Consider the following 22,951-nt stretch of genomic DNA (forward strand, 5'->3'; position numbering starts at 1 on the left):
CCTCACTCCACGGCGTGGCCGACGGCCAACTGCAGCACATTGTGCTCGCTGAACTGGCTGCGATCAAGGAAGCCGGAGATCGCACCTTCGTGCATGACGGCGATCCGGTCGCTGACCCCGATCACCTCCTCCATGTCGCTCGAAATCATCAGGATCGCGACGCCGGCATCGGTGAGGCGGCGCAGCATGTCGTAGATCTCCTGCTTGGCGCCGACGTCGACCCCGCGCGTCGGCTCGTCGAAGATCAGCACCTTTGGCCGCATCGACAGCCATTTAGCGAGCACGACCTTCTGCTGGTTGCCGCCGGACAAGGAGCCGACGGTCGTCCCGACGTCGGGCGCGCGGATCTTGAGCCGCTCGCGCTGGGTCCGCGCGTTTGCCGTCTCCCGGGCGGTGTTGACCAGGAAGAAGCGCAGATAGGACGCAAGGTCCGGCAGCGAGATGTTCTCGGCGATCGAGACGTCGAGCAGGAGGCCGCAGCCCTTGCGGTCCTCCGGGATCAGATAGATGCCGTGGTCGATCGCCGCGCGCGGGCTCGCGACGCGGATGGCTTCGCCGTCGAGCCGGATGGCGCCGGCCTGCAGCGGATCGACGCCGAAGATCGCGCGCGCAAGCTCGGTGCGGCCGGAGCCGACCAGGCCCGCGAGACCGAGAATCTCGCCGCGGCGCACCGAGAGGCTGACGGCGCGGTCCGGATAGGTCGACGTCACGGCGCCGTCGATATCCAGCACGCTGGCGCCGGGTGGTGCTGCCGGCGGCACGTAGAGCGATTTGAGGTCACGCCCGATCATCAGGCGGATCATCGCCGCCGGCGCCAGCTCATCGCGCCGGAGTGAGCCGACCACGTGCCCGTCGCGCAGCACCACCGCGCGGTCGGCGCATTGCACGACCTCGTTGAGGCGATGTGTGATGAAGATGACGCTGACACCATCGGCCTTGAGGGCGGCGATCACCCGCATCAGGCGGTCGGTCTCGGTCAGGGTCAGGCTCGACGTCGGCTCGTCCATGATGACGAGGCGCGCATCGAGCGACAGCGCTTTCATGATCTCGACCAGCTGGTGCTGGGCCAGCGACAGCTCCGCAAGCGGCGCATCCGGGCCGAAATCGGCCCCGAGACGTTCGAGCAGCGGCCGCACCCTGGCATGCAACTGCTTGCGGTCGATCAGCCGCAGCGGCCCGCCATAGACGGGCTCGCGGCCGATGAAGACGTTGCCGGCGACGTCGAGATTGTCGAAGAGATTGAGCTCCTGATGGACGAAGGCGATACCGGCCTTGATCGCCTCCGCAACCGTCAGCGAGCTCCGCTCGACGCCGTCGACGCGGAGCAGGCCGCCGCTCGGCTCGACGACGCCGCCGAGCACGCGCATCAGCGTCGACTTGCCGGCGCCGTTCTCGCCGATCAGGGCGATCACCTCGCCGCGCGACACAGAAAGGTCGACGTGGTCGAGAGCGACCACGCCGGGATAGTTCTTGCTGATGTCGACCAGCTCGAGGAACGGCTCAGACATTGGAGGCTGTGAGCGTCAGGTCTCCCGTTACTTCTTCAGCATCGCCTTCATCGAGGCCATGAAGTCGTCGACGTTCGACTTGTCGATGACCTTGCCGGGCACGATGATGATGCCGTTGGCCGGAACGCCCGACTTGTTGCCGCCGATATAGGCGGCCATCAGCTTCATGCCCTGATAGCCCCACTCGTAGGGCTGCTGCACGACGGTGCCGGCGATGCTGCCTTCCTTGACGCCGCCGAGCGTGATCGGATCCTCGTCGAAGCCGATGATCTGGATCTTGCCGAGCTTGCCGGCTTCCTTCAGCACCTCGTAGATGCGCGGCGTGTTGTAGGAGTAGAAGCCGACCATACAGCTCACGTCGGGCATGGCGGCGAGGATGTCCTCGACATTGCGCTTGGCGCGGGTCTGGTCGATCTCGTCACCGCGGACGTCGACGAGCTCGATCTTCGAGCCCTTGATGGTCTCCTTCACGCCTTCGATGCGCTCGCGGGCATTGTCGGCGCCGGGCAGGCCGACGAAGCCGACGCACTTGCCGCCGTTCGGCAGCGCCTTCAGCATCATCTTGCCGGCGTCCTTGCCGAGCTCGGTGTTGGACGAGCCGATATAGGCGATGCGCTTCGAGTTCGGCGCGTCGCTGTCGGTGGTGAAGAGCAGCGTCTGCGAGGCGACCTTGTTGAGGTGCTCGGTCTGGTTTTTGGGATCGACGGCGCTGACCATGATGCCGGCCGCACCGGCGGCAACCAAATCGTCCATCATGCGCTGCTGCACGGCGGCGGCGGCCTGCTCGGGATATTTGAGCTGGAGATCGTAATTGGGCAGTTCGCCCTGCGCCTTCTTCACGCCGGCTTCGGCGATCTTCCAGAAGTCTGACGCGCCATTGACGACGAAGGCCAGGACCTTCTTGTCGGCGGCCTGCGCGGAGGCGAGCCCCAGCAGAGCCGAAACGGCAACGGAAATACCTGCAACAACAAGACGCTGCATCGAACCCCTCCCTGAATGCGGTCAGCCATCTACGGGCCAACTCACGGCACAAGCCAAGCATCGCCTCAAAATGAGGCGCGCACCTCAAGGCTAGCAGAAAGGTTTTGGTAGCGCAACCGAGGACCGGCGTTTGGGCGGCGCACAACGAAAGCGTGAAGCCCTCGGGATACCCGACGCAGCATTGTCAGGGTGGAGCTAGCTCGCCCAGTTTTCCCTGAACTCGCCGAACAGCGTGAGGCCGCCGCAGACATAGATGGTCTGGCCGGTGATATAGGCGGCTTCGTCAGAGGCCAGAAAGGCGAACACGCCGGCGATCTCGTCCGGGGTCCCGACGCGACCGAGCGGAATGTGCGACTCGACGGCCGCGCGCTTGGCCGGGTCGCCTGTCCATGCCGCGTTGATGGGCGTGTCGATCGCCCCCGGCGCCACCGCGTTGACGCGAATGCCGCGGCCCGCGAACTCCAGCGCCAGGGTCCGCGTCAGGTTCGCCATGCCGCCCTTGCTGATGGAATAGGCGAGATAGCCGGGCTTTGGGATGATCTGGTGGACGCTCGAGCAGTTGACGATGGTGCCGCCGCCATCACGCTTCACGAAATGCGCGAGCGCCTGCTGGGCGCAGAGCACCGCGCCGTTCAGGTTGACGTCGATGATGCGGCGATAGGTTGCGACATCGAGCGCCTCGCTCGCGGACTCCTGCTGGAAGCCGGCATTGTTGACCAGGCAATCGAGCCGCGGCCAGTGCGCCAGCACGGTTTCGAACATCCCCGCAATATCGGCCTCGACACCGATATCGGCCTTCACGACGAGGTGGTCCTGATCGCCATGGCCGCGCGCACGCGACGCCGCCTGCACCAGGGCGAGCGTATCCTCGGCATTTGCACGATAATCATGAAAATTGATCGCGACGGTCGCGCCTTCCTGCGCGAACCGGACGGCGACCGCGCGCCCGATGCCCTGGGTGGCTCCCGTCACCAGTGCGTATTGCCCAACCAGGCGCGACGAAAATTGAGTTGAACGGTCCGGCTGCTGCATGGGTGGGTCACGTTGGAGAAATGAAGAGAAGCGCCGCCTGCAAGAGGCGGCGCTCCGCAAAGCATAACACGCGCTCGGCTATTGCGAACGGTCCGAGGTCCAGCCCTTGTACTCGGCGACGTTATCCCGGGTAACGAGCTTCGACGGCAAAAGTTCGACCGGGTTGGCCGGCTTCTGCCCGCCGAGGATGCTGACCCCGACCTGAACGGCGCGGCGTGCCATGAAGAAGGGATCCTGCGAGGCCGAGGCCTGGATCTGGGGCGAGCCCGGATCCTTCAGCGATGCCTCGATGTCGGGCGCGCCGTCGACCGCGGTGATGATGATGCCGCTGCGCTGCTGCTGCTTTGCCGCGAGATCGGTGCCGATCGCCTGCGGATCGTTGATGGCGAAGATCGCGTCGATCTTCGGGAAGCGGGTCAGATAGCCCTGCGCAACGGTCAATCCACCTTCGCGCGATCCCTTGCCATCCTGATCGCTCGACAAAACCTTGATGCCGGGGTTCTTGGCGAACACGTTCTTGCAGCCGACGACGCGGTCGATCACGGCGGACACCTGCGGGCCGTTCTGGATGATCACGTCGCCTTTGCCCCCCAACTTGTCGACGATGTACTGGCAGGAGATCTCGCCGGCCTGGACGTTGTTCGTGGTCACGGTGGCATCGGCGCCTTCGGCGGCGGTGTCCACGGCAACGACGACGATGCCCGCCGCCTGCGCTTTCTTGATCGCCGGTCCGATCGCCTTGGGATCGCCGGGGTTGAGCAGAATGAGGTCGACGCCGGCGGCGATGAAGTTGTCGATCTGGGTAACCTGCTTGCCGAGGTCATATTCGAAGCCGACCGTCGTCACCTTCACGTTCGGATTGGTCTTCTTGGCCTCGAACTCCGCGCCCTTCGACAGCGCGACGAAAAACGGATTGCCGAGCGAACCCAGCGAGACGCCAATCGATTTGAGCTCCTTGGCAAAGGACGGCGATGAACTCAGGACCAGCGCCATGGCGGCGCCGGCAAGCGAGATCGTCTTCAACATGGCTTCCTCCCTGGTCTGTTTTTTGTCCCGCGACAGCCGACCAGTTGCCGTCACGAGGTCCCACAACGCAACATAGAACCTTGCGCGCGACCAAACTTCAAGTGCGGGCCGAGCCCTGCAACCGGTAACGATCGAGTGCGACGGCACCGATGATCACCAGACCCTTGATCACGTATTGCCAAATGTCGGATACCCCGACGAGGATAAGTCCGTTTGACAACACGGCGATGATGAGCGCTCCGACCAGCGTTCCCCAGATCGAGCCGATGCCACCGACAAAGGACGTGCCGCCGAGGATCACTGCAGTGATCGCATCGAGCTCGTAGGATTGGCCGAGCTGCAAGCCGTTGGCGGCATAAAGCCGCGCGGCCTGCATCGCGCCGCCAAGTCCGGCCAAAAGGCCCGACACGCCATAGACGAAAATCACGACGGCCCAGACCTTGATGCCGGCGAGGCGCGCCGCGCTTTCGTTGCCGCCGACGGCATAGATGTGCACGCCGAGCACGGTTCGGCGCAGCACCAGCCACGAGCCGAAGATCACCAGCAGGGCGATGACAGACAGCCAGGGAATCGAGGCGACGCCGGGAATGAGAGTAAGCGAACCGTTGCCGATGAAGGCATAGGGGATCGACGGATTGAACACGGTGGTGTCGGCACCGAGCAAACGCGCAAGACCGCGCACGGCCGTCAGCGACCCCAACGTCACGATGAAGGGCGGCAGGCGCAGAAGCGCGATCAGCGCACCGTTGATAACGCCGAAACCAAGGCCGGTGAGGACCGCGACCGGCAACCACAGCAGCCCGAATTCCGGAAGCTTTGAGATGGTCAGCCCGGCCATCGCGGCCGCCGCGAGAATGGAGCCGACCGAGAGATCGATGCCGCCGGTGAGGATGACGAAGGTCATGCCCGCCGCCAGCACCGTGTTGACGGCGGCCTGCTGCAGCACGATGCCGAGATTCTGCCCCGTGAAGAAGCGTCCCTCGGACAGGAAGTGGAAGCCGAGGCACAGGATCAGCAGCACCGGCAGCATGCCGAGGGCACGGACCAGTACCCTGACGCGCTGCCGCTTCGTCTCCTGTGCAGCCGCGACGCCGTTCGCCGTGACGGGCGCGGCCTTGGCCTGCGAGGCACCATCATCAGGCATCGAGGTGCTCCATCCCGGTGGCGAGTGCCATGATATCCTCCTGGTTCAGCGGCGACGTCTCGGTTCGCTTGACCTCGCCGGCGATGTGCCCCGAACGCATCACGATGACGCGATCGCAGATGCCGATGATCTCCGGCAGGTCGGACGAGATGACGAGGATCGCCGTGCCTGACTTCGCGAGATTGTCGATGATCGAATAGATCTCGGACTTGGCTCCGACGTCGACGCCGCGCGTCGGCTCGTCCAGGATCAAAACTTTTGGCGCGATCGCAAGCAGCCGCGACAGCAGCACCTTCTGCTGGTTGCCGCCGGAGAGCCCGCCCGCCGGCACGCCGGGATTTGCAGCGCGGATGCTCAAGCCGGTGAATGCCCGGTCGGCGCGCTCGCGCGCCTTGTCGCGATCGAGGATCCAGCCAAGCCTGGCGTCGTCGCCCAAGACTGCGAGGTTGATGTTATCGAGGCAGGACATGTCCAGGAACAGGCCAAGCGCCTTGCGGTCCTCGGTGAGATAGGCGATGCCGGTCTCCAGCGCCTCGCCGGGCGTGCGGATCTCGATCGGCCTTCCCTCGAGCTCGAGCCGCCCCGAAATCTTCGGCGCAGCGCCAATGATGAGGTGCGCAAGCTCGGTGCGACCCGCGCCGATCAGGCCGGCGAGCCCGACGACCTCGCCGGCATGGACCGTGAGCGAGCAGCCCTTGACACGCTGCCCGTCGGACATGTCGATCGCGGCCAGCACCGGATGCCCCTTCCCCGCCTCGGGATCATGATCCTTCTTGTAGAAGGACGACACGTCGCGCCCGACCATCATGCGGACGATGGTGTCGGCGCGGATGTCGGACTTGTCCAGCGAGCCGACCAGCCGGCCGTCGCGCAGCACCGTGACGCGATCGCCGAGCGCGTAGACCTCGTCCATGCGGTGCGAGATGTAAATGATGGCAAGCCCCTCGGCGCGGAGTTGGCGGATCAGCGCGAACAGCCGCTCGCTCTCGGCGGCGGACAGTGATGTCGTCGGCTCGTCCATGATCAGGATCTTCGATCGCACATGCAGCGCGCGGGCGATCTCGACCAGCTGACGCTGCCCCATCGACAAATGCGCCACCAGCGTTGACGGGGTGAAGTCCGCGCCGAGCCGCTCCAGGATCGGGCCGACGCCAGCGCGCATGGTGCCGCGTGCGAGCAAACCTGAACGAGAGAGCTCGCGACCGAGATAAATATTCTCCGCAACCGTCAGATTGGGGGCCAGCGACAGTTCCTGGTAGATGATCGAGATGCCTGCCGCGCGGCCGCCAAGCGGGCCGTGGATTTGCACGGGCCTGCCCTCGATGCGAATCTCACCGCCGGGATCAGGCTTGTAGGCGCCCGACAGGATCTTCATCAGCGTCGATTTGCCGGCGCCGTTCTCGCCCATCAAGGCATGGATTTCGCCGGCATAGACGGTGAGGTCCACCGTGCGCAGCGCCTTGATGCCGAAGAAGGATTTTGAGACCCCGCGCATCTCGAGGATCGGATCGCTCATCGTGCCTCCCGGCGCACAACGCATTCACCCGCGTCTCGTTTGCCAGGCCGCGCGGTTCACGCATTAAACAAAAGGCGACGACGAAGGGCAATACCGATCGCGCTTCGCGGGATTGACCGCAATTAAATTTGAGAAGGGCGCTGGTTCCGCGGACGATACAACTTACGCCATTCAGGAAGCCGCTCGGCATAGGCGTCAGCGAGAGCGCGTTCGGGTTCAAAGGTTTCGACGCGTTGCGGTGGCGTGCAAACGGCTTCCACTGTCTCGCCAGTGACGGCGAGCCGCCCCAATCGCGCCGCACCAAAAGCTGCACCCGTCTCGCCATCGGCAAAGCGATGGATGGGAACATCAAGCACGTTGGCCAGCACGGCGAGCCAGAACCGCGAACGCGATCCGCCGCCGATGACATCTGCTTGTGCGATCGCGATCCCGGTGTCGGCAAGCACGTCCCGGCAATCCGCAAGGGCGAAGGCGACGCCCTCGAGCACGGCCTGGACGATCGCAGCTCGATCGGTGCCAAAGCTCAATCCGTCGAGCATGCCGCGCGCCGTGGGATCATCGTGCGGCGTCCGCTCGCCGGAGAGATAAGGCAAGAAGCTCACCGGCGACGGCGCCTTCGGACGCGCACCGAGCGGCTGCAGCAGATCGGCCTCGGAGGCGCCGAACAGCCGCGCGATCCAGGCAAGACATGAGGCGGCCGAGAGGATTGCGCCGGCCTGGATCCACATCGCGGGGACGGCGTGACAGAAGGTGTGCACGGCCCTATCGGGGTTGGCGGCGATCGTGTCGGTCGGCACCAGCAACGCGCCCGAGGTGCCCAGCGAGATGAACGCGGCTCCCGGCCGTATCGCCCCGATGCCGACGGCGCCCGCCGGGTTGTCCCCGGCGCCTCCGGCGATCACGGGACGCCTTGTCATGCCCCAGCGTTGCGCCAACTCGCTACGCAGTGTCGTCGCGGGCGCGCATCCCTCGACGAGGCGCGGCATGTGCTTGCGCAACAGGCCGGTCGCGACGAGTCCTTCATCCGACCAGTCGCGTCGCGCGACATCGAGCCATAGGGATCCCGACGCGTCCGAGACATCCTCGACCGCTTCACCGCTGAGGTGAAGGCGCAGATAGGCCTTTGGCAGCAGCACCAGCCTGGTCGCCGCAAATATCTCCGGCTCGTGCTTCGCGACCCACAACAATTTCGGCGCAGTGAAGCCGGGCATCGCCTTGTTACCGGTCGTCTTGCGCAATGCCGGCCAACGCTCCTCGAGCTCGCGGCATTCGAGCGCGGATCGTCCGTCGTTCCAGAGGATGCAGGGACGTAACGGCCTGAGGTTTGCGTCGAGCAGCGTCGCGCCATGCATCTGGCCGGACAAGCCGATGCCTTCAACTGCCGCCAGTTCGCGCGGATGATCCGCTTTCAACGCATCCAGCGTTGCAACGGCGGCATCGATCCAATGTGCGGGATCCTGTTCGGACCAGCCCGGATGCGGCGAAACAGTCTCAAGCGATCGGCTTTGGGTCGCGATCACGCGCTGGGCATCATCGACCAGAACGGTCTTGATCGCCGACGTGCCGAGATCGATGCCGAGATACATGACGCCTGCCCGCGTTCAGCAACGATCTCTTATCTGGTTCCGTAAGCGCGGTCGCCGGCATCGCCCAGGCCGGGGACGATAAACCCTTCCTCATCCAGCCCTTCGTCGACGGCCGCCGTCCAGATCGGAACGTCGGGATGCAGGCCCCTGATACGTTCGAGTCCTTCCGGCGCAGCGATCAGGCAGGCGAGCCGGATGTCCTTGGCACCGCGTTCCTTCAGCCGGTCGACCGCGGCAACCGCCGTGTTGGCGGTCGCAAGCACCGGCGTCACCACGATCGCGAGGCGCTCGTTGATATCGGACGGCGACTTGAAGAAATATTCGACCGCGGCAAAGCTGTGCGGCTCGCGGTACAGCCCGATATGGGCGATGCGCGCGGTCGGCACCAGATCCATCATGCCGTCGACGAAGGTCACGCCGGCGCGGAGCACCGGCACGAAGGCCAGCTTCTTGCCGGCAATCTTGGCCGAGTGCATCCGCGCCAGCGGCGTCTCGACGACGACGTCGGTGAGCGGAAGGTCGCGTGTGACCTCGTAGCACACCAGCATCCCGATCTCCTTGAGCAGCTCGCGGAAGGATTTTGTCGAGATGGACTTGTCGCGCAGCAGCGTCAGCTTGTGCTGGACCAGCGGGTGATCGACGATCGTGACGCCTTCCATGATCTGGTGCTCCCTGAGAGTCTAAATGTCGCGCATGCCTTTTCGGACCACGCGCTAAAACACGGTACCGTCGCTGATGACCTTGAGCGGCGAGGCGCCGTCACTGCGCCGCTCGAACGCGGCGGCACGGCCCGCCGCCCAGGTGCCGCCTTCGAGTACGCTCGCCAACGGCAATTCCTGAGAATTGCGACCAAGTTTCGCGCGGACGCGTTCGGCGATGCGATCCAGCAAGGCAACGGTCAGCGCACGCCACTCCACGACGAGAAGCGAATCCACGGCATGGGAACGCTCTGCATCCGCAGCGTCGCGCAGCCGCAACACGCCGAGATCGACGAACAGGCCGCCGTTGCGGTATTCAGCGAGACCGGTGAGGCCGTCGATGTCGGTGACGTCGAAGCCGGCGCGCTGCAACGGCTCGATCAGCGAATAGCTCAGCCATTGCGACAGCTTGTGCAGGGGCACGAGGCCTGCGGTAGCATCATCGGCGGTGATTGCGGGATGGCGCCAGCAATCGCCGAGCGGCACGCCCGCGAGCGCGAGCCGCGACGGCCAGATCGGACCGAGCTCGCTCAGCACCGCGGCCAGGATGACCGGCGCGGCGATCACGCCGCCGACGGCCTTCGCTGCGAGATGGTCGAACAGCCCTCCCGGACGCGGGCGATCGTTCAGCGCGAAGACATCAGATCGATCCAGCAAGTGTCTGCCGAGGCGGCGCAGCAGATCGGCGCGGCCCTCGAGGCCGAGCAGCGGATTGTGGTCCGTGACCTGAAAACCGGTTTGCAGCCGATCGAGCGGCAGTTGCGCAAGCACGTCCGCATCGACCCGGAAGGGATTTTGGGCATCGCTGGAGAACGCGCCGTTCGCAAACATGTCGAGGCTTGCGAGCGCGAGTCCCTCGGAGCGGCCGACATCCGCTCCCGTCACGGCATCACGATATCGCCAGACAGCACCGGCACCCGCATCCAGCAGCACGCTGACGATGGCGAGGTCGAATTCGGCGCGTGCCCGCGCCGCGCGATCCGGCCACGCGACGGTATCGGCGATGTCGGCCCAGCGATCGACACCGTCGCGAACGAAGTGCCGCCAGCGCGCATGAAAGGGCACGTTCAGTGTGGGATAAGACCGGCGCGTGACCGCGAGCACGGCGTCGGCCACCGCATCCATACGGTCGAGATCGACGGTGAAGTGCGTGAGATCGCCGCGCAGGCCGATGGCGAGCATCTGCTCGGCGCGCGCGCGAACGGCTTGCGCCGAGAGCAGCGAACGGGCCTGTTGCTCTGTGGCCGTGGCCGGCGTCACGGGATCAATATTTCTCCAGCGAGCGCCCGACCGTGTCGGTCAAATCCTTCGCCGCCGGAATCTCCTCGGAGTAATAACCGGCGGCCTTCTTGGCGGCGATCTCGACATGCGCGTCGGCCGGGATCAGCTCCAGCGGGATCGGCACGCGTTCCACGATGTCGATGCCCTGCCCCGTGAGCGCGTCGTATTTCATGTCGCTCATCGACAGGAAGCGATCGATCCGCTTCAGCCCGAGCCAGTGGATCGTATCCGGCATCAATTGCTGGAAGCGCGCATCCTGAACGCCGGCGACGCATTCGGTGCGCTCGAAATAGGCGGCGGCCGCGTCGCCATCCTCCTGGCGCTTGCGCGCGTTGTAGACGAGGAACTTTGTGACCTCGCCGAGCGCGCGGCCTTCCTTGCGGTTATAGACGACGAGCCCGAGCCCGCCTGATTGCGCGTCGCGCGCGCATTCCTCGATGCCGTGGATGAGATAGGGACGGCAGGTGCAGATGTCGGACCCGAACACGTCGGAGCCGTTGCACTCGTCATGCACGCGGCAGGTGATCTTGGTGCGATGGTCGGGCAGCTTGGTGACGTCGCCGAACATATAGACGGTGGTGCCGCCAATCGGCGGCAAGAACACTTTCATGTCAGGGCGCGTCACGAGCTCTGGGAACATGCCCGCGGTCTGCTCGAACAGCGTACGGCGCAGGCTGGTCTCGCTGGTGCCGAAGCGTGTGGCGATCCCTGGCAGATACCAGACCGGATCGATCGCGATCTTCACGACCGACACGCTGCCATTGGCGTGCACGACCTCGCCGTCGGACTTCAGCCGCTTCGCGGCGATCGCGTCGCGGATTTCAGGCAGATCGAGCCGCGCACGCGTCACCGCGATGCTCGGCCTGATGTCGGCGCCTTCAGCGATCTCCTGGCGGAAATTCTCGGCGACCAGATGCCCCCACGGATCGAGTGCAACGATCTTGTCCGGATCGGTCCATTGCGGGAACGGCCCGATGGTCGCGGCGGGAAACGTGTTGGTGAGATCGGGGCGGCGGATGGGATCGAGCGCGCCGGCGGAGACGGCGAGCGCGCGATAGACCGCGTAGGAGCCGCCATGGCTGCCGATCACGTTGCGATCCGATGCGCGCGACACCGTGCCGACGATCGGGCCGCGCGCGCGTGCATCGGCGGCGCCCCAATGGATCGGAAAGGCCGCCTTTCCGCCCGGCTCCGGATGGGAGGTGAGGCGGATGTGGTCGGTGCCGTTCGAGCGGCTCATGACCGGGCTCCCAAAAAGCCAACGGCCCGCCTGTCGGACGGGCCTGGCTCCGTAACGTCGCTGTTCCTGCCAGCGCATACATTAGTATGCTCGGGAGACAGTGACGATTGAACGTCAATATATGGATGATTTGCTATTAATTTCAATAGCGTGGAAGGGCTGCCAAGTCCCCCGGCGCACTCGCGTGCTGAGATCGGTCAGGATTGGCGCGGAATGCGCATCAAGCTGCGCCATCATGTCGTGAATGAGCACGTTTTCGCCTGATGTAACGGCTCGGCACCACACTTGGCGATGATGGCAATATACGCCTGATTTGCCCGACAGGTCAAGGAGAATTTCGTAAAATCCGCAATCGCACGCCCTGACCCCGGCTACTGTGCATGGGGTTGTTTTCGACCCAAGTTACGACTTGGGTCTTCCAGCGCCTCAGGTCACGCCGAGAAAGCTGCGGATCGAGCCCAGCACCTCATCCGGCTTGTCGTGCTGAAGCCAGTGCCCGGCACCGGAGATCGTCTCGACACGGGCCTGCTGGAAGTGATCCGCAAGTCCCGCCGCGCGGGGCCCGGCGAGGAAGCTCTCGGAGGCGTTGACCAGCAGCGTCGGACAGGTGATGCGCGCCCACAGCGCGACATGATCGTCCGCCCACAGCCGATGCGGCGCCGAGACGCGCTGATAGGGATCGAACTTCCAGCTATAGCTGCCGTCTTCGTTCTGCCTGACGCCGTGAGTCGCAAGATGCAGCGCCAGCTCGCGCGACAGGCGCTTGTTGTGCGCCTGCATCCGCAATGCCGCCTCCTCGATCGACGCGAGGCGGTGCGGTGCGCGGTCATGCAGCCGGTCGAGCTGGTCGACCCATCTGGCGATGCGCTCGTGGGGCGGCGGCGGGCCCTTCCCGCCCGGCAGCACGGTGACGCCGTCAAGCACGACGAGAGAGGACACCCTGTCCGGGAACGATCCCGAATAGATCAGGCTCACCATCCCGCCCATGGAATGGCCAATCAGCGTCACCCGCGGCACGGCAAGCGCCTGCACCAGCCGGGTCATGTCGTAGACATAATCGGTCAGCGGATAGCTGCCGCCCCTGGTCCAGTCGGAATCGCCGTGGCCGCGCAGATCAGGCGCCAGCACATGAAAATGCGGGCGCAGCGCACGCGCGAGAAAATCCCAGCTCCGGCAATGATCGCGACCGCCGTGAACCAGAATGAGCGGCGGCGCGGTCTCGTTGCCCCAGTCTGCATAATGCAGCCGCAGGCCCTGGGACTCGTAATAACGGCTTGTCGGAACGGCATTGTCAGTCATGGATAGCTCTTGCCTGCGGGTGAACCCGGAGTAGCGCGCCCTCGTCCGTTCGACAAGCACGAGAGGCGTTCGTCATGCCCGGGCTCTTGGGACATCTGGCCGCTACTACCACGACGTGCTATTCGTCTTTTTCAGTTGTGACTGGCCCGCGAGGTTCTCATGCCGGTGAGTGGACCAAAGAGCGTCGACATCGGTTCGATTCTGATCTGCGTCGGCGCATTGGTCGGCGTCGCCGTGTCGATTGCAAACTATCTTTCACCGGGCAGCGGCATTGCCGGGACACCCGGCGCGATCCTCGTCATCGTCTCGACGATCATCCTGCTTGGATTCGGATTGATCATGCGCAGCAGCGGCGGGAGCCGGGCCTATCGCGCCTTCGTTGCAGCCTCCGCGCTGCTGGATATCGTCGGCACGGCCTTCGCGGCCTATCTGCTCGAAAGCGGAACGCTGGTCGCACTCATGCTGGTCTGCCTCGTCGGCTGGTTCGCTCATCTATTCAGCCCTCGCCCGATCCCGGCGTGATCCGGGCCGTCAGTCTCCACCGGGAAAACAGCTCATGACACGAACGGTTCTTGTCCCTGCGATCGTCGTGCTGGCCGGGCTCCTGCCGGTCGCGGCATCTGCTCAACAAACTCTTTGGCAACACTTCAACGGCGATCTCAAGGCGCAGAAATTTTCACCGCTGAAGCAGATCACGCCTGAGAACGTGAAAAATCTCGCGCTGGCCTGGAAGGTCCACACCGGCGACGTTTCGAACGGCACCGGGATCGCCCGCGTCAGCGGCGCCCATGTCGGCACGGCTTCGGCAGCGACCGGCAAGACGCCTGCGACGGTGTGGTCGGCGACGCCGCTGTTCGTCAACGACACGGTTTATCTCGGCACGCCCTTCTATCGCATCTTTGCCGTCGAACCCGATACCGGGAAGGTCAAATGGACCTACGACACCAAGGCAAAGCTCGAGGCACTCACGCAGCCGGACCTGAAGAACCGCGGCGTCGCATATTGGCAGGCCGACACGATCGCCGCCGATCAACCCTGCCAGAGGCGCGTCTATATCGGCACGATGGATGCCAAGCTGCATGCGGTCGATGCCGACAGCGGCAAGCCGTGCGCCGATTTCGGTAGCGGCGGCGTGGTCGACGTCAATCAGTGGAACACCGAAAACGCCAAATGGCCGCTCTCGCTGCTGCAGCCGCCCACCGTGTTCAAGGATTATCTCTTCGTCGGCTGGGCCGGCAAGGACTGGGCGGACGCCGCTGCACCTCCCGGCACCGTGTTCGCGCTCGACGCACGAACGGGCGCGTTGCGCTGGACGTTTGAATCGATCCCGAAGGAGGCGCGGCCCAAGACCGGCACGGCGAATGTCTGGGCCTCGATGTCGATCGATGCCGAGCGCAATTTGCTCTACCTTCCCGTGAGTTCCCCGAGCCCGAACTTCTACGGCGGCGACCGCCAGCACCCGATTCCGCTCGGCACGTCAGTCACGGCGCTCGACATCACCACCGGCAAGGTGGTGTGGTCGCGGCAACTCGTCCATCACGATCTCTGGGATTACGACACCAATTCGGCCGCGACCCTGATCGACATCACCAAGGACGGCAAGACCATCCCCGCTTTGGTGCAGACGTCGAAGCAAGGCTTCATTTATATCCTCGACCGCACCAATGGCGAGCCGATCTACCCGATCGAGGAACGTCCCGTTCCGAAGTCGAGCGTGCCGGGCGAACAATCGGCTCCGACCCAGCCTTTCGTCGCCCTTCCGCGTGCGACGATCGATCCGGAATGGCCGGGTGTCTTCAAGCTCGCCGATCTCGCCAGCTTCGGCTATTGCAGCCGCAAGCTGAAGGAGCTCGCCTATGACGGCCTGTTCACGCCGCCGAGCCTGAAGGGCTCGCTGACATATCCGGGGACGATCGGCGGCGTGGAATGGGGCGGAGGCGCGGTCGATCCCGACAAGCAGATCTTCGTCGTGAACAGCACCAGCGCCGTGCAGATCTATCAATTGCTGACGCGCGCGGACTACGCCAAGGCTGCCAGCGGCGGCCTTGAAACTGGCGGCCTGTTTCCGATGGAGGGCGCGCCGTACGGCATCAACCTCACGACGTTCCTCAATCCGATCGGCATGCCCTGCTGGAATCCGCCGTATGGAACGATCTCGGCTTACGATTTGAAGACCGGCGAACGGCTCTGGAAAAGACCGTTTGGACAAATCCAGAAATGGGGTTTTTACATGCCGGAGTCCTGGGGCACCGTCACCATCGGCGCCCCTGCGCTCACCGCCAGCGGACTCATCTTCATCGGCGCCTCCATGGACTCGCGGGTGCGCGCGCTCGATTTGCGCACCGGCGAGGTGTTGTGGAAGCACCTGGTCGGCGCGCCTGCCGTCGCGATGCCCGCAATCTACCAGTACAAGGGCAAGCAATATGTCGTGTTTGCCGCGGGCGGAAACTCCATCCTCACGCCGAAGGTGAGCGACGAGATCGTGGCCTTCGCGCTTCCGGACTGAATGCTGCCGCGCGCTCTCCACCGAGGTCACCCCGACGCGCCAGAGCCTCCGTTCTCTTCGGAACGGAGGCTCTGGTTTCCTGTCTTGACGCGACCAATGCCACGCGGCCGCGTGCTAACTCGGCGGCACGACGACGAGACGGGCGCTGTCGAAGCGGACATTGGCGTCCGGCTTGATCAGGGCCGCGGCCGCCTCCGGCGCGGAGTCGGACAGGCCGGTGGTCGGCTCGAACACCAGCGAGGGCTGCTCGCCCGCACTGACACCGAGCCGATGCACCGCGTCGGTGGCATCGAACTCGAACTGGCTGGCATTGGCAGGTCCGGTGTGGTGGGCATGGGCGCCGCCCGCCGGGGCCGAGAAGTTGAAGAAGTTGATGATGCCGACCTGCTCGCGCTGGCCGCCCTTCATCAGATAGACGTTGTAGAGCGTTCCCGGTGCCGCATCATATTTCAGGCCGTCGATGACCAGGCGCACGCGGCGTCCGGCGAGCGGCTCGGCGGTTGCGGAAAGGCTGTTCATGCTCGCACCGGAGACGTTCATCGGCACGGTCGTGACGCCACGCTCGAGCTTGGTCTGACCGACGGAAGCCAGCGCGCGGTCGGTCGACGCGGCTGCGACTGTCGTTCGGTTCGCGTCGCTCATGGTCACAGCAGCTCCCTGCATGCTCACGCCTTCCGCCTCGGCGACCAGCGTTCCGGCCGGACAGCCGCCGCCCGCGGCATAGGCGTAACCCAGTTGCGAGAGCTTCAGCATATCACTGACCTTGCGCGTGGGGGTACTGCCGTCGGAGTCGATGAAGGAGAACTGCGTGTTGAGATGACCCGGATCGGTCGGCAACCGCGCCGGCTCGTTGACCTTGAGCCAGCACTCGTACAGCCGATCGATGTTGGTGTGGTGCGCGTAGAACACCGGATCAAGGGCTGCGACCGGAACCGAACCCATCAGGCCGTTCGGGCAGCCGGCGACGCCGACGGCGCAGTGAACGGAGCCGTGCGGTGTCTGTTCGAGCGACCCATTGAACGACAGGTAGTTCGTCGCCGTCATCGCGCCCGCCGACGAGCGAACGCCTGCCGACAATGACGACGTGCCGGCGTTCAGAGCCGCCTGGCGTGCCTCGACGCGCAACGGGTTCGGAACCGTCGCTCCGTTCTCGTTGACATAGGTCGCGGCACGATACGCGGCCGGCAAACCAGGATCGGTCGCGTAGTCCCAATATGGCAGGCGAAGCGCGGGATCGCCGGCCGCCTGCTGCAGCACGCGCTCGAAGTACCAGAGATACATGCGGTGCCAGGTCAGGAAGCGATCGGTGCCGTGCTCGCATTTACACCACGTCGCGGTTTCAGACGCATTCGTCGCAGTGAACGTCTGCACACCCTGCATGCCCTGCCCGCTGATCGGGCCGGCGCAATCATTGCCGAAATGCAGATGCATGTTGGCCCAGAAGATCCAGCTCCGACGAAAATCGGCGCTGTCGCGTGGGGCCGAGTTGCGCGACATCATGGTCGCGACGCCCTTGCGCAGCGACATCAGCTCCGCCGCGGTGAGGTTGTTGATCGACTTGCGCGTTCCGACGGCGCAGGACGGACACGGCCACCAGCGATGCCACATCGCGCGGTCGGTACCGCGGGCGAAGCAATCGATGCGGTTCGCGGCCCAGCTCACGCAGTTCGGCTGCTCCAGGATGATGCCGCCGAGATTCTCCCAGCCGCCCCAGGAGTTGCCGTCCCACCAGCGATGGAACATCGCGAGATTGGTGCCACGGGCGAAGCAGTCGATCCGGTTCGGTCCCCAGCTCACGCAGTTCGGCGCTTCCAGGATGATGCCACCGAGGCTCTCCCAGCCGCCCCAGGCCGAGCCATTCCACCAGCGATGCCACATCGCGCGATCGGTGCCACGGGCGAAGCAATCGATGCGGTTCGCGCCCCAGCTCACACAATTCGGCGCTTCCAGGATGACGCCGCCGAGACTTTCCCAGCCGCCCCAGGAATTGCCGTCCCACCAGCGATGCCACATCGCCGCGTCCGTGCCGCGGGCGAAGCAATCGATGCGGTTCGCGCCCCAGCTCACACAGCTCGGCCCTTCCAGAATGACGCCGCCGAGATTCTCCCAACCGCCCCACGCGGAGCCATTCCACCAGCGATGCCACATCGCGCTGTCGAGACCGCGCGCGAAGCAATCGATGCGGTTCGGTCCCCAGCTCACGCATTCCGGCTTCTCGCGAATGACGCCGCCGAGATTTTCCCAGCCACCCCAGGAGTTGCCGTCCCACCAGCGATGAAACATCGCCTGGTCGGTGCCGCGGGCGAAGCAATCGATGCGGTTCGGACCCCAGCTCACACAGTTCGGCGCTTCCAGGATGATGCCGCCGAGATTCTCCCAGCCGCCCCAGGCAGAACCATTCCACCAGCGGTGGAACATCGCGGCATTGGTGCCGCGCGCGAAACAATCGATGCGATTCGGACCCCAACTAACGCAGTTGGGTTCTTCGAGAATGATACCGCCGAGATTTTCCCAACCGCCCCATTGCGCGCGTGCCTCTCGTGTCATGAGAGAGTTCGTTGCGAACAGCGTCAGAGCGAGCGTGAGAATCTTGATGAAACGCATGACAGCCTCCGGATCGCATCTCGTTGAAAAAACGGCGATAACCTGGCGCGCTACTGTGGGGCAATAATCCCAGAGCATTCAACCTAACGCTGTATCTGTACACCCGCGTCGAAAATCAGAGAAGTGAATTCACTGTGACAAATTGGATTAACCTGCGGTTGTATCCATCAACGACGCATCTCCGGCAGCAATGATGACGTTGTGATGCAGGGAACCGTGGTGAGACCTTCTCAGAAGCGTCGTAGCCCGGATGGAGCGCTTGCGTAATCCGGGAAGCCCCGCGCGAGTTGAACCCGAATCCCGGATTGCGTCACCGGAACGGCGCTTCGCGCCGGCCCGTTGGCTCCATCCGGACGACGGGCGCTCAGCCATTATAAGCAAACAACTCCACCGGCTCGCTGAAGCCGCGCACGGGAAATTCACCGACGCGTTCGAGCGCGAAATCGTCCTTCACGAGGTCGGCGAAGGCACGCGACAACAGGATGGGACGTCCGACCTGCTTGGTGAGGGCTTCCATGCGCGAGGCCATGTTGACGGCGGGGCCGATGACGGTGAAGTCGAGTCGCGCGCGCGACCCGATATTGCCGTACATGACGTCGCCGACGTGCACGCCGATGCCGTAGTGCAAAGCCGCACGGCCGCTGGCCTCGTTGTTCAGGTTCAGCGCTGCCATGGCCTGGCGGGCCTCGGTCACGGCTTTCAGCAGATTGGTGCAGGCCGCGGGCTCGTTGAGCGGGAAGATGGCAAGCAGGCCATCGCCGATGAACTTCAGAATCTCCCCGCCATGTTTTGCGATCGGCTCGCTCATCGCGTCAAAATAATCGTTGAGGAGATCGATGACGTCGTCGCGCGGCCAGTTGTCGGAGATTTTCGTAAAATCCCTGAGATCGCAGATCAGGATCGCGGCGCGCACCGTGGTGCCGGTGCCGCGCCTCGTCGCGCCCGCCAGAATGAGCTCGCCGGCATGCGCACCGACATAGGTCTCGAGCAGCGTGCGCGCCAGCCGGTTCTTGATCCGGATTTCGCTGACCAGCGCCAGCACCGGCAAAAGGCTCTTCAAGCCGACGATATGCGCCTCGTCGAAACCGCCCGGACGATCGGTCGCAAAGGTGACGAGATGGCGCTTGCCGAGCGTGTGGTAGAGCGGCCACGCCACGTAGTCGGTGAGACCCTTCTTGCGCATCTCGTCATAGATCGCGTGCTTGCGCCCCAATGACGGATCGCGTTCGAGGTTCTCGCGCACCTCGGTGGCACCATCGTGCATTTCATTGGCAGGGCTGCCGATGAATTCGGACCGCTCCCGCACGTCGAAGTCGACCCGCGAAATCTCCGCTTCGCGCATCCCGTCGGCCCACATGAAGCGGGCACCAAGCCATTGCGGATGCTGGATCAGAACATGGAGCGTCGACCGCTTGAGCGGAATGCCCGCCTGCTGGAGGCGGATGCACATCTCGGCAAAGATATTGTCGATGAAGCGCTGGTCGTGCGTCTCGTTGGTCAGCCAGTGCAGGACGCCGGCGGCTGCAGCAGCGGGACCGAGGTTGGGTGGCGCGTTCATGGCTGCATACTCATGGATGGCTCTTGTAGATGTCTCTTGGCCCGGCACGGGCTTTGGCGGTGCAGCATATGTCGTGTCTCGGACGCCCCGCGTCAATGGAGGTCACGGCGACGGCCGAAGCCGCGCGGCTTGGCCCCACGCACAATCGTCATTTCGTCGCAGGCATCCTAGACCTTGTCGGCATTGCCGCCACGTCCATGTTCAAACATGATGGGTTACGGCCGGCGACGATTTTTCTTCGAGAGTGGAGCTCATCTGATGAACGAGAACGAAATCCGCAAGGCGATCGCGGGCGTGAAACAAGGCACGCTGTCGCGACGCTCGTTCATCCGGGCAATGGCTGCGGTCGGGATCACGGCCCCGGTCGCGAGCCAGATCCTGCTCTGGAACGACCTGGCAATGGCGGACGCCACGCTGCCCTACAAGCCGACCAAGGCGGGTGGCGGCGGCCCGCTCAAGATCCTGCTCTGGCAGGCCCCAACGCTACTCAATCCGCATTTCGCAATCGGCACCAAGGATCAGATCGCCTCGCGCATCTTCTTTGAGCCGCTCGCCGGCTGGGACAAGGAGGGCAACCTCGTGCCGTGCCTCGCCGCCGAGGTGCCGACCAGGCAGAATGGCAGCCTTTCGGCGGATGGCATGAGCGTGATCTGGAAGCTGAAGCAGGGCGTGAAGTGGCATGACGGCAAGCCCTTCACCGCCGACGACGTCGTCTTCACCTGGACATATGCCGCGGATCTGGCCACCGCCGCGTACACCACGGGATCCTACAAGGATATCAAGGTCGAGAAGATCGACGATCACACCGTCAAGGTGCTCTTCAAGGCCCCGACCCCGTTCTGGGCCGACCCGTTTGTCGGCTCGGTCGGCCAGATCCTGCCGAAGCATCATTTCGGCGACTATGTCGGCGCGAAGTCGCGCGAGGCGCCGGGCAATCTGAAGCCGGTCGGTACAGGGCCGTACCGGTTCATCGAGTTCAAGCCGGGCGACTTGATCAAGGCCGAACGCAACCCGGACTATCACGTCAAGAACCAGCCGTATTTCGACACGCTCGAAGTCAAGGGTGGCGGCGACGCGGTCTCCGCCGCGCGCGCGGTGCTGCAGACGGGCGAATATGACTACGCATGGAACATGCAGGTGGAGGAGGAAGTCCTCAAGCGCATGGAGACCAGCGGCAAAGGCGTGGTCGATGTCACGACCTCCGGCAATGTCGAGTTCATCATCCTCAACACCACGGACCCGTGGACCGAGGTCGACGGCGAGCGGTCCAGCGTCAAGACCAAACACCCGACGCTGTCCGATCCGGCCGTTCGCCGGGCATTCAACCTGCTGATCGATCGCGACTCGATCCAGAAGTTCATCTATGGCCGCGGCGGGGTCGCCACCGCCAGCTTCGTCAACCAGCCCGCACAGTTCAAGTCGAGCAAGTTGAGATACGAGTTCAACATCGACAAGGCGAACAAGATCCTCGACGACGCCGGCTGGAAGAGGGGCGCGGACGGTATCCGCGAGAAGGATGGCAAGAAGCTCAAATACGTCTTCCAGACCTCGACCAACGCCCCGCGCCAGAAGACGCAGGCCATCATCAAGCAGGCCTGCGAGCGCGCCGGGATAGACATCGAGATCAAGGCGGTCACCGCATCGGTGTTCTTCTCGTCCGATGTCGGAAACCCCGACACTTACTCGAAATTCTACGCCGACATGGAGATGTACAACACGACGCAGCCGCAGCCCGATCCGGAGCGGTTCCTGAACCAGTGCGTCTCCTGGGAGATCGCAACCAAGGACAACAAATGGCTGGGCCGTAACATCTCACGCTGGTCCGATCCCGAGGCCGACATGGCCTACAAGGCCGCGCAGAGCGAGCTCGATCCGGTCAAGCGCGCCGCGCTGCTGATCAAGGTGAACGAGATTTTCTGCGAGGCCAACGTGTTCGTACCACTGCTCTCGCGCAACATCGTCGGCGCCGGAATCAATAACCTCATGGTCGACATCTCGGGTTGGGACGTCACGACTTGGAACGTGGCGAGCTGGTATCGCAACGCGTAGCTAGCCCACGAGCCGAATCGACCCCAGCACGGCCAAACCCGAGACCAGCGCGAGCATCGACGGCTCGCCCTGGTCGATCCGCAATGTGCTATCGCCCGGAATCGCAAACTCCTCGCCATCGAGCCGGACGCTGCAATCGCCGCTGACCGCGTAAAGAAGATGCGTGCCGGCCGGCAAATGCCGGTCGCCGGGCTCGCTGAGCGCCACAAGGTCGATCTCCGCCGCCTCGCGCCGTGCCATCAGGTTCACGACCTCGACCGGGCCGGCCTCGAGCTCGGTCACGATCGGAAGCTCGCCGGTGAAGCGCACGGTCGTGAACGGTTTGCGCTCGTCGAACTCCTGGCCCGGAGCCTTGAGCACCAGCCCGTGCCCGCCGACGACCATCTGCAGGCGATCGACGCCGGGCATGTGCGAGAAGGGACCGGGCGTCACGATCGGCGTGCTGGCGAAGCGCCAGAGCATGCTGTCCCAATCCCTCGTCGTCGCATCGGCACGATGGGCATCCGCGATATCGGTAAAGATGCCGCCGCCGTTCTTCCATGGCGAGCGGGCATAGTTCTCGGATTTCAGCAGCGTGATTTTCATGTCTTCGAACCCGCCGGATCGAAAGCACGGATCGGCGGCAGATTGCCGGTGAATCTTTCGACCTCGACCGTCGTGAGCTGGCCGGTGCAGCCCTGCGCGAAGGAGGAGGTGCCGATGTCGCGGGTGAGCACGTTCGGATTGCCATGGACACAGAGCGGCGCCTCGTCCTCCGGATCCATCGGGTCGTACCAGGCGCCGGTCGGCAACTGGACGATACCGGCGGCGATGCCATCGGTGACATGCACCGCAGCAAGACAGGCGCCGCGTTCATTGAACAGGCGGATGATGTCGCCATCCCTGATGCCGCGCGCTTCCGCATCGCGCGGGTTCATGCGCGC

The 22,951-nt window shown here is 64.4% G+C and carries 18 protein-coding genes; 3 read left to right on the forward strand and 15 right to left on the reverse strand.

Annotation, left to right across the window (positions count from 1 at the left end; genetic code table 11):
• Window positions 1–2: 2 nt before the first annotated feature.
• The 11 genes from C2U70_RS17915 to C2U70_RS17965 form a co-directional block, all read right to left on the reverse strand.
• Entirely contained in the window at window positions 3–1,508 is a 1,506-nt protein-coding gene (locus C2U70_RS17915; protein WP_140979754.1) for a sugar ABC transporter ATP-binding protein, read from the reverse strand.
• Between the two features lie 27 nt (window positions 1,509–1,535).
• The gene (locus C2U70_RS17920; RefSeq protein WP_140979755.1) at window positions 1,536–2,489 is read right to left on the reverse strand and encodes a sugar-binding protein; all 954 of its coding nucleotides are present in this window, start codon (window positions 2,487–2,489) and stop codon (window positions 1,536–1,538) included.
• A 195-nt stretch (window positions 2,490–2,684) separates the two neighbouring features.
• On the reverse strand, window positions 2,685–3,521 hold the full coding sequence (locus C2U70_RS17925; protein ID WP_140979756.1) for a glucose 1-dehydrogenase: 837 nt from the start codon (window positions 3,519–3,521) through the stop codon (window positions 2,685–2,687).
• A gap of 78 nt (window positions 3,522–3,599) precedes the next feature.
• On the reverse strand, window positions 3,600–4,547 hold the full coding sequence (locus C2U70_RS17930; protein WP_140979757.1) for an ABC transporter substrate-binding protein: 948 nt from the start codon (window positions 4,545–4,547) through the stop codon (window positions 3,600–3,602).
• A 97-nt stretch (window positions 4,548–4,644) separates the two neighbouring features.
• A complete protein-coding gene (locus tag C2U70_RS17935; RefSeq protein ID WP_140979758.1) occupies window positions 4,645–5,691 on the reverse strand; it encodes an ABC transporter permease subunit in 1,047 nt (348 codons plus the stop codon).
• Entirely contained in the window at window positions 5,684–7,207 is a 1,524-nt protein-coding gene (locus C2U70_RS17940; protein WP_140979759.1) for a sugar ABC transporter ATP-binding protein, read from the reverse strand. The genes C2U70_RS17935 and C2U70_RS17940 overlap by 8 nt, the downstream gene beginning before the upstream one ends.
• A gap of 122 nt (window positions 7,208–7,329) precedes the next feature.
• Window positions 7,330–8,793, reverse strand: a complete 1,464-nt coding sequence (gene xylB, locus C2U70_RS17945; RefSeq protein ID WP_140979760.1) for a xylulokinase — start codon at window positions 8,791–8,793, stop codon at window positions 7,330–7,332.
• A gap of 29 nt (window positions 8,794–8,822) precedes the next feature.
• Window positions 8,823–9,452: a uracil phosphoribosyltransferase gene (gene upp, locus C2U70_RS17950; RefSeq protein ID WP_140979761.1), complete on the reverse strand. Its 630-nt coding sequence runs from the start codon at window positions 9,450–9,452 to the stop codon at window positions 8,823–8,825.
• 54 nt (window positions 9,453–9,506) lie between these two features.
• Window positions 9,507–10,751, reverse strand: a complete 1,245-nt coding sequence (locus tag C2U70_RS17955; RefSeq protein ID WP_140979762.1) for a URC4/urg3 family protein — start codon at window positions 10,749–10,751, stop codon at window positions 9,507–9,509.
• A 4-nt stretch (window positions 10,752–10,755) separates the two neighbouring features.
• Window positions 10,756–12,012 (reverse strand): GTP cyclohydrolase II, encoded by a 1,257-nt coding sequence (locus tag C2U70_RS17960; protein WP_140979763.1) that lies wholly within the window; start codon window positions 12,010–12,012, stop codon window positions 10,756–10,758.
• Between the two features lie 426 nt (window positions 12,013–12,438).
• Window positions 12,439–13,311, reverse strand: coding sequence for an alpha/beta fold hydrolase (locus C2U70_RS17965; protein WP_140979764.1), 873 nt, complete (start codon window positions 13,309–13,311; stop codon window positions 12,439–12,441).
• Window positions 13,312–13,470: 159 nt separating this feature from the next.
• Here C2U70_RS17965 and C2U70_RS17970 point away from each other — a divergent pair, with 159 nt between their 5' ends.
• Window positions 13,471–13,833, forward strand: coding sequence for a hypothetical protein (locus C2U70_RS17970; RefSeq protein ID WP_140979765.1), 363 nt, complete (start codon window positions 13,471–13,473; stop codon window positions 13,831–13,833).
• A gap of 34 nt (window positions 13,834–13,867) precedes the next feature.
• A complete protein-coding gene (locus C2U70_RS17975; RefSeq protein WP_140979766.1) occupies window positions 13,868–15,817 on the forward strand; it encodes a pyrroloquinoline quinone-dependent dehydrogenase in 1,950 nt (649 codons plus the stop codon).
• Between the two features lie 114 nt (window positions 15,818–15,931).
• On the opposite strand, the gene C2U70_RS17980 is transcribed toward C2U70_RS17975, so the two are convergent.
• On the reverse strand, window positions 15,932–18,421 hold the full coding sequence (locus C2U70_RS17980) for a tyrosinase family protein (protein WP_210243910.1): 2,490 nt from the start codon (window positions 18,419–18,421) through the stop codon (window positions 15,932–15,934).
• A gap of 364 nt (window positions 18,422–18,785) precedes the next feature.
• Complete coding sequence (locus tag C2U70_RS17985; RefSeq protein WP_140979768.1) at window positions 18,786–19,979, reverse strand: adenylate/guanylate cyclase domain-containing protein; 1,194 nt, start codon at window positions 19,977–19,979, stop codon at window positions 18,786–18,788.
• A gap of 258 nt (window positions 19,980–20,237) precedes the next feature.
• Between C2U70_RS17985 and C2U70_RS17990 the strand changes: the two genes are divergently transcribed.
• Window positions 20,238–22,028: a peptide ABC transporter substrate-binding protein gene (locus C2U70_RS17990; protein ID WP_140979769.1), complete on the forward strand. Its 1,791-nt coding sequence runs from the start codon at window positions 20,238–20,240 to the stop codon at window positions 22,026–22,028.
• Here C2U70_RS17990 and C2U70_RS17995 read toward each other — a convergent pair whose 3' ends face one another.
• Window positions 22,029–22,613: a HutD/Ves family protein gene (locus C2U70_RS17995; protein ID WP_140979770.1), complete on the reverse strand. Its 585-nt coding sequence runs from the start codon at window positions 22,611–22,613 to the stop codon at window positions 22,029–22,031. It lies immediately after the preceding gene.
• On the reverse strand, window positions 22,610–22,951 hold a 342-nt coding region (locus C2U70_RS18000; protein ID WP_283810386.1), incomplete at its 5' end, for a molybdopterin dinucleotide binding domain-containing protein. The genes C2U70_RS18000 and C2U70_RS17995, both read right to left, overlap by 4 nt.

Origin of the sequence: Bradyrhizobium guangdongense, from assembly GCF_006483445.1 — a bacterium.
Taxonomy (GTDB): domain Bacteria; phylum Pseudomonadota; class Alphaproteobacteria; order Rhizobiales; family Xanthobacteraceae; genus Bradyrhizobium; species Bradyrhizobium guangdongense_A.

Excerpts from the sequence above, each read along its gene's own strand:
- C2U70_RS17930 (WP_140979757.1), bottom strand. The coding sequence starts at position 4,547 with ATGTTGAAGACGATCTCGCTTGCCGGCGCCGCCATGGCGCTGGTCCTG.
- C2U70_RS17970 (WP_140979765.1), top strand. The coding sequence starts at position 13,471 with ATGCCGGTGAGTGGACCAAAGAGCGTCGACATCGGTTCGATTCTGATC.
- C2U70_RS17960 (WP_140979763.1), bottom strand. The coding sequence starts at position 12,012 with ATGAGCCGCTCGAACGGCACCGACCACATCCGCCTCACCTCCCATCCG.
- C2U70_RS17925 (WP_140979756.1), bottom strand. The coding sequence starts at position 3,521 with ATGCAGCAGCCGGACCGTTCAACTCAATTTTCGTCGCGCCTGGTTGGG.
- C2U70_RS17975 (WP_140979766.1), top strand. The coding sequence starts at position 13,868 with ATGACACGAACGGTTCTTGTCCCTGCGATCGTCGTGCTGGCCGGGCTC.
- C2U70_RS17935 (WP_140979758.1), bottom strand. The coding sequence starts at position 5,691 with ATGCCTGATGATGGTGCCTCGCAGGCCAAGGCCGCGCCCGTCACGGCG.
- C2U70_RS17940 (WP_140979759.1), bottom strand. The coding sequence starts at position 7,207 with ATGAGCGATCCGATCCTCGAGATGCGCGGGGTCTCAAAATCCTTCTTC.
- C2U70_RS17920 (WP_140979755.1), bottom strand. The coding sequence starts at position 2,489 with ATGCAGCGTCTTGTTGTTGCAGGTATTTCCGTTGCCGTTTCGGCTCTG.
- upp (WP_140979761.1), bottom strand. The coding sequence starts at position 9,452 with ATGGAAGGCGTCACGATCGTCGATCACCCGCTGGTCCAGCACAAGCTG.
- C2U70_RS17915 (WP_140979754.1), bottom strand. The coding sequence starts at position 1,508 with ATGTCTGAGCCGTTCCTCGAGCTGGTCGACATCAGCAAGAACTATCCC.
- C2U70_RS17995 (WP_140979770.1), bottom strand. The coding sequence starts at position 22,613 with ATGAAAATCACGCTGCTGAAATCCGAGAACTATGCCCGCTCGCCATGG.
- C2U70_RS17990 (WP_140979769.1), top strand. The coding sequence starts at position 20,238 with ATGAACGAGAACGAAATCCGCAAGGCGATCGCGGGCGTGAAACAAGGC.
- C2U70_RS17985 (WP_140979768.1), bottom strand. The coding sequence starts at position 19,979 with ATGAACGCGCCACCCAACCTCGGTCCCGCTGCTGCAGCCGCCGGCGTC.
- C2U70_RS17980 (WP_210243910.1), bottom strand. The coding sequence starts at position 18,421 with ATGCGTTTCATCAAGATTCTCACGCTCGCTCTGACGCTGTTCGCAACG.
- C2U70_RS17965 (WP_140979764.1), bottom strand. The coding sequence starts at position 13,311 with ATGACTGACAATGCCGTTCCGACAAGCCGTTATTACGAGTCCCAGGGC.
- xylB (WP_140979760.1), bottom strand. The coding sequence starts at position 8,793 with ATGTATCTCGGCATCGATCTCGGCACGTCGGCGATCAAGACCGTTCTG.